The organism is Bacillota bacterium, assembly GCA_040754675.1.
GTDB lineage: Bacteria > Bacillota > Limnochordia > Limnochordales > Geochordaceae > Geochorda.
The window spans coordinates 1-8,085 of sequence record JBFMCJ010000169.1 but is presented as its reverse complement, the minus strand read 5'-3'; the positions used below and the strand labels follow the sequence as shown (position 1 = coordinate 8,085).

At 62.5% G+C, this 8,085-nt stretch carries 12 protein-coding genes and 1 pseudogene; all 13 read right to left on the bottom strand.

What is annotated here, in order from left to right:
• Positions 1–166 (bottom strand): phosphomannomutase/phosphoglucomutase (locus tag AB1609_11105; protein MEW6047013.1); only part of this gene is annotated, 166 nt, incomplete at its 3' end.
• Between the two features lie 67 nt (positions 167–233).
• Positions 234–1,421, bottom strand: a complete 1,188-nt coding sequence (locus tag AB1609_11100) for a site-specific integrase (protein ID MEW6047012.1) — start codon at positions 1,419–1,421, stop codon at positions 234–236.
• A 12-nt stretch (positions 1,422–1,433) separates the two neighbouring features.
• Complete coding sequence (locus tag AB1609_11095) at positions 1,434–1,649, bottom strand: hypothetical protein (protein MEW6047011.1); 216 nt, start codon at positions 1,647–1,649, stop codon at positions 1,434–1,436.
• Between the two features lie 302 nt (positions 1,650–1,951).
• A complete protein-coding gene (locus AB1609_11090; GenBank protein MEW6047010.1) occupies positions 1,952–3,271 on the bottom strand; it encodes a phage major capsid protein in 1,320 nt (439 codons plus the stop codon).
• A gap of 230 nt (positions 3,272–3,501) precedes the next feature.
• Complete coding sequence (locus tag AB1609_11085; GenBank protein MEW6047009.1) at positions 3,502–3,762, bottom strand: hypothetical protein; 261 nt, start codon at positions 3,760–3,762, stop codon at positions 3,502–3,504.
• The gene (locus AB1609_11080) at positions 3,749–4,072 is read right to left on the bottom strand and encodes a hypothetical protein (GenBank protein ID MEW6047008.1); all 324 of its coding nucleotides are present in this window, start codon (positions 4,070–4,072) and stop codon (positions 3,749–3,751) included. Before AB1609_11080 ends, AB1609_11085 begins: the two co-directional genes overlap by 14 nt.
• A 105-nt stretch (positions 4,073–4,177) precedes the next feature.
• Positions 4,178–4,357, bottom strand: a complete 180-nt coding sequence (locus AB1609_11075) for an HNH endonuclease signature motif containing protein (GenBank protein MEW6047007.1) — start codon at positions 4,355–4,357, stop codon at positions 4,178–4,180.
• Between the two features lie 443 nt (positions 4,358–4,800).
• A complete protein-coding gene (locus AB1609_11070; GenBank protein MEW6047006.1) occupies positions 4,801–4,977 on the bottom strand; it encodes a hypothetical protein in 177 nt (58 codons plus the stop codon).
• The gene (locus AB1609_11065) at positions 4,970–5,944 is read right to left on the bottom strand and encodes an ATP-binding protein (protein ID MEW6047005.1); all 975 of its coding nucleotides are present in this window, start codon (positions 5,942–5,944) and stop codon (positions 4,970–4,972) included. The genes AB1609_11070 and AB1609_11065 overlap by 8 nt, the downstream gene beginning before the upstream one ends.
• Positions 5,945–5,947: 3 nt before the next feature.
• Positions 5,948–6,250: a hypothetical protein gene (locus AB1609_11060; GenBank protein ID MEW6047004.1), complete on the bottom strand. Its 303-nt coding sequence runs from the start codon at positions 6,248–6,250 to the stop codon at positions 5,948–5,950.
• A gap of 306 nt (positions 6,251–6,556) precedes the next feature.
• Positions 6,557–6,781: pseudogene (locus tag AB1609_11055) on the bottom strand (helix-turn-helix domain-containing protein).
• Positions 6,782–6,832: 51 nt separating this feature from the next.
• Positions 6,833–7,027 (bottom strand): helix-turn-helix domain-containing protein, encoded by a 195-nt coding sequence (locus AB1609_11050; protein ID MEW6047003.1) that lies wholly within the window; start codon positions 7,025–7,027, stop codon positions 6,833–6,835.
• A 73-nt stretch (positions 7,028–7,100) separates the two neighbouring features.
• Positions 7,101–7,787 carry a hypothetical protein gene (locus AB1609_11045; GenBank protein MEW6047002.1) on the bottom strand — a complete coding sequence of 229 codons (687 nt, stop codon included), beginning with the start codon at positions 7,785–7,787 and terminating at the stop codon, positions 7,101–7,103.
• Between the last annotated feature and the right edge of the window lie 298 nt (positions 7,788–8,085).

Genomic DNA, 8,085 nt, shown 5'->3' with positions numbered 1-8,085 from the left:
GCGAAACCGACCCGACCCCGTGACGCCGGTAGAATGTTCCGAGCGCCCTTCCGAGCCAGTACACGAACGGAGTCGAAAGCTCACGCCCCACGACACCGCGAATGTCGTACTCGCGGAACACGTGGTCGGGCAGCCCTTCTAAAGGCCAACCTAGCAGGTCATTCATTCCGCGCCGCCCCTCCAGCGAACGAGCTTGTGTGCCTATAGTGTGCCAACTTGCCCGAGTGTGCCTGTCACGGAATGCCCTTCCTCGCAGGCTTACCCTTGCCCCCCGAAAACAGCAGGGCCTCCATGCTGTCGGGCACCTCCTCCTGCATGTCCGGCAACACGTGAGAGTATATGTCCAAGGTCTGTGTCACCGTGGAATGCCCAAGCAGCTCCGAGACTATCTTGGGATGCACACGAGCTTTCAGCAGCAAGGTGGCGCACGTGTGGCGCAGGTCATACAGTCGAATCTTTGACGGCAACCCTGCCTTCTTCAGGATAGGCTTAAAGTGGCGACGGGTTAGGCTGTTCGCGTGTAGTGGCAGTCCATCCTCACCCGCAAACACGAGGTCTAGGTTGTGATACGTCGCACCAGCCTTCAGCCGTTGCGCGGCCTGCGCCGCTTTGTGCAGCCGCAGGGCCTGGACCACCGTGGGCGATAGCCTAATACTCCGGCGGCTCTTAGGCGTCTTCGGCTCCTTAAAGGACCATGCAGGAATAGAGGTATTTAGGTCTTGCTTGTTGTGACGGCGCGACAGTGCCCGGCGAACGTAGAGTTGCCCGGCTTCAAGGTCTACATCTTTCCATTGCAAAGCGAGGTATTCTCCGGGCCTCATGCCGGTCGTCACCGCCAGGAGGAAAAGGGTATAGAAGCGGTCCTCCCGCGCCGCCTCCAGGAAGGCCGCCACCTCATCCTTTGACATTGCGTACATTTCCCTGTGCCTGCGCCCAGGCACTTCCACGCGGTTAGCGGGGTTCTGACTAATGAGCCCCCACTTCACTGCCTGTTCTAGTGCATTCCTAAGCACTGTGTGGAGAGTACAGATCGTCTTTGCGGATAACCCCCGGTCTAGCAACTTGCTGTATACGCCTTGAATGTCCAGAGGCATAAGCTGATGCAGCCGCTTAGCGCCTAGAGGCTCGCGCACGTATCGTTTCAGAATGGCCTCGTAATCCTCATAGGTCCGCGTCTGCACCCTGGGCTTTACGGCGGCCTCTAGCCACTTGTCCAGGTACTCATCTAGCGTCATGCGTGTAGGCTCGGCGAAGGTCCCGAGGTCCCTCTCCCGCAGAACAGCGGTCAGGTATCTCTGTGCGTCCTTCTTGGTCCCGTGAATAGTCTTGTTGTGATAACGCCGTTTCCCGTCCTTATCGCGCCCGAGAAACACTCGCACGAGGAAGACGTTCTCTCCGCGCTGAATGATCTGTCCGGCCACGTGAACACCTCCTCACGAACACCATAGCGCCCCGCCCGCCTCTGCACCGGCCAGCTCGACGTATCGGGCGAAGAATTCGCCGGGAGTGCAGGGCGATAGCTCAAGATGAACCTGCTCCCGAATATCGTCATTCATGCACTCTGCCATGGCGTCTAGCTTGCTTTGCGTAACGTTAGCAGGGTCCACCTCGAACGCCTCACCTGTCCACGGGTTGAGTAAGCGAATCACCGGGGCCACCTCCTTCCTTTGCCTGTCTTGCGTGTCTGATAATCTCGCGCACCACCTCGGCCAGGCTCTTATGCTCTTCGTAAGCCCGCCGCCTGAGCCATTCATAGTCATCCTCGGATAGGAGTAGGTGCGTGTCAATCATGGCAAGCTCACCTCCTACTTGTACTATACTCCAATTGTCTATCATGTCAAGGGGTTTTCGGTATAGGAAAAGCCCGAGGTGGAAATGTTGCCACCTCGGGCTTTCCGGGAGGAGGATATGGCGAACGCACTTTCGCCGGGGCTATCGGTTAGGTCCGGCATTACGCCGGCGGGATTATCCCCTTAATCACGCAGAAGTGAGCAGGTCTCGCGACGCCTACGTCAGCCCGGAGGTATCCCCGAATCAGCGCCTGGAGCTTGCCGAAGGCGTCACCGGCCTCGCGGCTCACCTCAAGGACAAGCTGGGTCCTCATGCCGATGAGGAGTTGGGCGAAGTCGCCGACGATCGCCACGCTTGCGTTTGTGGCAGTGCCCTGGGTCATGTCCGTCGGCACCTGCGAGCTTGCGAGTTTCCGCAGGCTCCTGAAGCTCTCCGGAGGCTGCAAAGGCTGTCCCGTGGAATCCACGAGACGGTCCACCTCGCCCGCCGTCCTCGGCGCCCAAATAAGCGCGCGCGGTATGCCGTTTGCCTCCTGAACCTTCTGGACCGCCTGGCTGAACGGTGCGTAGCTCGTAATCGCCGCCCCGTTCGTGCCCATGCTTATGCTCTGGACGCCGGTCCAGTTCAATAGGCCAAGCGGCTCAGCCGCACCGTTGCCAAACAGCGCCGCCCGGTCAAGCTCCAGGGCTAGGGCCTGGGCGATGGCGTTCTCCACAAGGCCGGAGATGTTCTGCGCGTCCTCGATCAGCTCGATGCTCACCCGAGCTAGCGCCGCGAGGGTCTTCGCCGAGAAGTTCAGTGCCCCGAAGGACATGTCGGATTCCGTGACCGCCGCGTTCTCCGGCCGCCAATAGGCAGTCGGGTCACTCTCCACCCGCGCGAGGCGCAAGGTCGAGGATTCCATCGGCACCGTCAGCGCACCCGCCGCCATTACTACGGCCTGCGCTCTGGCAAGGTCTATGATGCGCGCCGAAACCACATCTGGCAGCAAGAATCCGCCTAACGTGTCAGTTCCGACACTCAACGCTCTGCGCTCGGCCTCCGCGTTCCGCCAGTCGCCGCATATGATGCCCCGCAGGAGTCTCCCGAGGCTCAGGTTGTCGGCCTCGTCATTCCGATGCACCACGTCGGCCATGCGCTCGTTCGGCCTTAGCAGGCGCACGTCGGCGGGGTCTGCCGGCAGGTATCCCCCGCCAGGCTGATACCCGAAGGCCGCAACGGGGCCGATCCGTTCCCGAAGCAGGGCCTCCACAGCCTCCAGGCCAGCACCGCGAGCCTCCTGCCACCGTCGCCGCTCGCGCTGGTCGCCCTCGGCTTCGGCGATCATGTCCGTGAGCACGTCAGCCCGCGCCATGAGCTGGTCAAACTCGCGCTCCTCCATCCCGGACAGGCCGCGCCCTTCGCCCTCGGCCTTGTCCAACAGGATTCGCGCTTTTTCGATACACCTCGCACGCTGTTGGCGTAGCTCGATAGGGTTCATCACAGATTCCTCCTCTGGATTCCCCCTGGCAAAGCAAAAGCCGCCAGGGGCTACGCTCTGGGTCGCGGCCTCACCCGGCCTGATAGGCTCGGGGTCGGCTCGTGCCTGCATAGCGCCTGACGGCCTCCAACGGTCCGCAGGACGCAGGTTTATTCACTTGTCCACCGACAGGACGCCTCCAACGGCAATCCTTGGTCCAGAAATATTTTACCACACACACGTTCGCCGCGTCAATCCGCCCGCCATACGCCGCCTTTTGCTAGCCTTTTTGCTTTGCGCCGCGCTTCGCGCTCCCGGCGGGCCTCCTCGCGCCATTTCGCCTCAAGCTCGGCCTGGTCCTGGGCACAAATTACCTCATGCAGCGCGTGTCGGGCCTCGTCTTCCTCCGGGGTCCACTCGCGGTCAAGGTTCGCCAAGTACGCCACGACCATCTGATAAGCCCGCTCAAGAGCAGTCTGACCGGGCGCAAACCGGGCCTCATGCTTGATCATCTTTGCCGCCTCCGTTCGCTTCTGATTCGAGCAGTTTTAGCGCCTCCCCGATGCCGTTCAACCGTTCGCGTTCCGCAAGCACCGCTTCGAGCCTGGACAGCCGCGCGAAGAATTCGCGCACGCGCTCTTTCCACACAAAATCAGCCGCCTTCTCGTTAAAGCCGACCTTCTCGATCTCCTTGTAGGCCACCAGAACCTCATTGCAGGCTTTGACGGCCTCCGCTATCACATGCGCTAACTGCACCGCCGAGTAATACTCCAGCACCCGCCGCGCCGCGTCGCGCTCCTCCGGCTTGAAACTCTCGAACATAGTCGCCCTCCTCTCTCGAAATGCCTAAAATCTACACGGGGACCTTTTCCCACAATCGACCGCGCCCCCGGCACCGAGACGCCGGGCCGTAGAGAGTTACCCCGGTTACCCCGTCGGTCGCCGATGCAGCTTTGCATGACACGCCCGGCATACGCTCACGAGGTTGCCCATGTCAAGCAGCTCGCCACCCTCACGAAGCGGCACCTTGTGGTGGACCATCTCCGCAGGCGTGACACGCCCCTCGGCAAGGCACAACTCACATAGCGGGTCCGCTTGCCGCTTCATCGCTTTCAGCCTGTCCCAGGACGTGCTATAGCCACGCTGTCTATAGTTCGGCCTGTTCGCGTCCTCCGCCTTGCGGCCTGCGGTTTTATGTCGCGGGCAGTAACGCTCCGGTGGCGTCACAACCTCCGGGCACCCGGGCCAGGCGCAAGGTTTCCGTAGCTTATAAGGCACGCGCACTCACCTCCTCACATGCGCCCCATGGTAAGTTTCCATCGGGCGTCGCGTCGCGATTCCCCGCGACCTTCCGGCATTTTTGCCGTAAGGTGTGCGGCCACGCCATGCGCCCGTTACGGCAATGTTGCCGGAACGGGAGCAACAACGCCATATGCCAGCGACCTCCCACCAATGGCCTCCTTTTTCACATGCCGCCTCGTGCTCGCCAGAACGCCCCGCGAGGCGGCCATCCCGGGCGCACAGGTATTTCTACCCCTGGCGAAGGGTTATCACGGCTCCTGGGGCCTTCTACGCGCCGCCTGCCGGGCCTCCCTTGTCCTCGCCCTCTGAACGGCCTTCCCGCGCCGTAATGCAGTCTCCCATAAGCCCCGGTCATGCGCGAGCAGGGAAAGCAGTTCGGCCTCCGTCAACACGAGCAGGCACTTGGGCAGCTTTACCTCAATCATCGCACCGGCCTCCCCGCCTCCGGTCGCGGCCTTGCACCTTCACGACCGTCGCCTCGTGGAGCAACCGGCTTACGATGCGCGAGCCAAGGACCTCCTCAAGTTCGCGCCGGGAAAGGTTAGTCGCCACCACGGTTGGGAGCAGCGCCTCATATCGCATATCGAACAAGAGGTCCAATCTCTCCAGTACCCAGTCTGTGGGCCGCTCAGCGCCCAAATCGTCAAGCGCGAGCAGCGGCACCTCCGCGATCTCCTCGACGGTTACTTCCGGCTCGCGGTCTCCGGCAGGCCGCATGGCCTCCAACAGTTGCGCGACAGGCCAATACCTGCCGCCTTGCAGCGTTCGCCGCGCGGCCTCCACAAGCGCCACGGCAAGCGCAACGCTCTTCCCTGTCCCGACAGGGCCGACGAACACGAGCCCGGGCGCGCCGCAAACGTCGCCCCGTCGAAGATCGCCGTCAGCCGTCAGGCCGCCCTCGGGCAACCCCGCCGCCCACTCGCGGGCCGCTTTGACGGCAGGCGATTCCTCAAGGGGGCCGCGCCACAGCACCCGTGTCAATCGCGGAGGCAGATGGAGGCTGTCAATCGCCGCCTCGCGTTTGGCCTCAAGCTCGGCCTTGCGTCGCACGCCGCACATCGTGAAGTCCCACGTCACGACCGGCGATCCGTCGCGCTCCCGCCTCGGCTCGCCGTTCTCATCTGTAGCGCGCCGCAGCACAAGCGGGCTCCCGGCAAGCTTGACCTGGCACCCGTCAAGCCCCGGGCACCGCTCGCACTTTCCAAGCGTCTCTTCGATTTCTTGCAGAGGCCACGACACCCCGCGCTCAAGCGCCGCCGCCGAAGGGAATTCCGCAAGCCACGGATACGCCGCCGCCACGCGAGGGAACCCGCGCAAGTAGTCTTCAGCCGACATGCTCTCCAACTTCTCTCGCCTCGCCTGCGCCTCGGCAAGAACAGCTTCAATATCCACCGCTCAACCCTCCTCGCCGTTGTAGAAGTAGTCAGAGTAATCACGCTGCTGCTCCCCCTCCACGTATCGCACCCGCCGGGGCCGCCCGGCCTTCGTCTCGCCCGTCAACAGGCGGGGCAGCGCCGCGAGGAAGTCAGCGAACCGCAAGTTCCGCGAGATAAACCCCGGCGTCGCCGGGTCGAAGAAGCGAGCCACAGCCGCCGTCAGGTCCTCGGTTGAGTAGTCGGCAGGTAGCTCGCGGGTTCGCTTGCCGTCGCGCCCGTAGTCCAACACCGTTTTCGTCGGCTCCTTGCCCACGCGCTTCACGTAGGCTTCGTGAAACGCCTGGAGGACGGGATGAACACGAGGGTCGGTTTCGCCCCGGGCGCGTCGCTTGCGCGCGCCGCCAGGTTGGGCAGTTAAATGGTCAGTTAATTGATCAGTTCCAATAGGCAGTTCAGGGGTTCTGTCAGAACCCAGTGGTGGGTTCTGTGGGAACCTACCCGGGTTCTGTGGGAACCCGGTTGAGGCTCCATCAGAACCTAGGTTCTCAGAGACACTAGGTTCCACCAGAACCCGGTATCGGTTAATAGCGCCCCAATGCCGCGTCACCGCCACGACGCCGGCGGCCTCCAGGCTTCTAATCGCCCGCTTCACGGCACTCCGCGAGAGGCTACTTTGAGCCATGATGCGCGGCAAGGAGGGGTAACAGGCACCCGCACCGTCGGCGTGCCTGATGAGGACAGTGGCCACCAGCTTTGCATGTGCGTCCAGGTCGCTATCCAACACGGCGCGAAGCGCGTCCAACGGCTTGAAGGTGGCGTCGTTCCTTGCTACAATGGGATCGAAGTCGGCCATCCCGATACCTCCCGTGTCGGCACCCCGGCAACGCGCCGGGGTTCCTTGTTCTCATGCCTCGCGCCTCCAACCGCCCGGCAAGGCGCAGCCGCCCTGCTCGATCCAGTCGCGCAGCTTGTCGGCGTCAAACCGGATCTGTCGCCCCACACGGACAGCGGGCAGCAGCCCTTCCCGCACAAGCTGGTACACCCTGTCTTCAGTCACGTCCAAGACGCGCGCGACATGCGGCACCCTCAGCAACTGCATGAAAATCATCGCCTCCTACCTGCAATGATAGGAGGCGATGACCTAACGCAATAGGAAATAACGCGCCGCCGCGTTAATTCCGTAGTGACCTCAGTCCGATTAGTTTGCTGGCAGCTTCAATCGCTTTTCTTATGGCGTCCTCGCCGATCACTCGCTCGCCCGTCGGGTCCTCCTCCATGTAGCGGTCCGCTATCTCGCGCACGCTCCAGCCTAGCACACGATGCTGCACGAGCCATTTGAAGTGCAGGTCCGGCTCTCCGCTCCGGTTACGCTTCACCACGACCTGGGTCCAACCGCGATTCTCCGCGAGGGTAGCAATATGGTCTAGGTGGCGATCTACGGCCTCTGCGAACGCCCTCAGTAGGCGCTCCCGGGCCTGTCCACGGGTTTCCATCGCGGGGTCCCAACCGTCGGCCTCGAAAGCGATACGCCTTTCCGCGTCGGCCACCGGCTCCCACCATGAGAACCCGCCCCCCGCGTCCCATCTCGGCGGCTCTTGCGCTCGCAGGGCAGGGCAGTCATCCCATAGCGCGAGGGTATCCATGGCCTTGTCCAAGATCCACGGTTCGCAAAGGTGCCACCGTCGCGCCCAGGCCGTCAAGCGGTCCTGAAGCTCATCCCTGGAGAAGTAGGGGTACACCTCATCCCGCAGGGCACGCAGGACCTCCGGCGCGTCCCGCTCAATGGTCGCCAGGAACATCTCCCGCGCGGCCTCGGTCTGCACGTCGCCGGTCGCATATCCCCCGATCCCGAGTCGCATAGGTGCAGCCCTCCAAACAGATGTTCTGTGTGCCAAATGTGTGCCAACTCCGCCAGAATGCCACTAACTCAGCCCAACTCCCAACTATTACTATATCGCCAAAACCCAAGCTCCGCAAGGCTTTTCACGCCTCATGGCAACTCAGCCCAACTGCCCAAAACAGCCCCGTTTCGAATGTCGTACTCGCGGAACACGTGGTCTGGCACCTGCACGGGAGGCCACGCCCCGCGCCTGTCATAGCGATCCCCTATCACCTTGCACTCAGACATTAAACTCACACATCCCTTCCTGTCCACGA

Bases quoted from the DNA above. Each gene is read 5' to 3' on its own strand.
- AB1609_11090 (MEW6047010.1), bottom strand. From the start codon at position 3,271: ATGAACCCTATCGAGCTACGCCAACAGCGTGCGAGGTGTATCGAAAAA.
- AB1609_11085 (MEW6047009.1), bottom strand. From the start codon at position 3,762: ATGATCAAGCATGAGGCCCGGTTTGCGCCCGGTCAGACTGCTCTTGAG.
- AB1609_11080 (MEW6047008.1), bottom strand. From the start codon at position 4,072: ATGTTCGAGAGTTTCAAGCCGGAGGAGCGCGACGCGGCGCGGCGGGTG.
- AB1609_11075 (MEW6047007.1), bottom strand. From the start codon at position 4,357: ATGAAGCGGCAAGCGGACCCGCTATGTGAGTTGTGCCTTGCCGAGGGG.
- AB1609_11070 (MEW6047006.1), bottom strand. From the start codon at position 4,977: ATGATTGAGGTAAAGCTGCCCAAGTGCCTGCTCGTGTTGACGGAGGCC.
- AB1609_11050 (MEW6047003.1), bottom strand. From the start codon at position 7,027: ATGCAGTTGCTGAGGGTGCCGCATGTCGCGCGCGTCTTGGACGTGACT.
- AB1609_11045 (MEW6047002.1), bottom strand. From the start codon at position 7,787: ATGCGACTCGGGATCGGGGGATATGCGACCGGCGACGTGCAGACCGAG.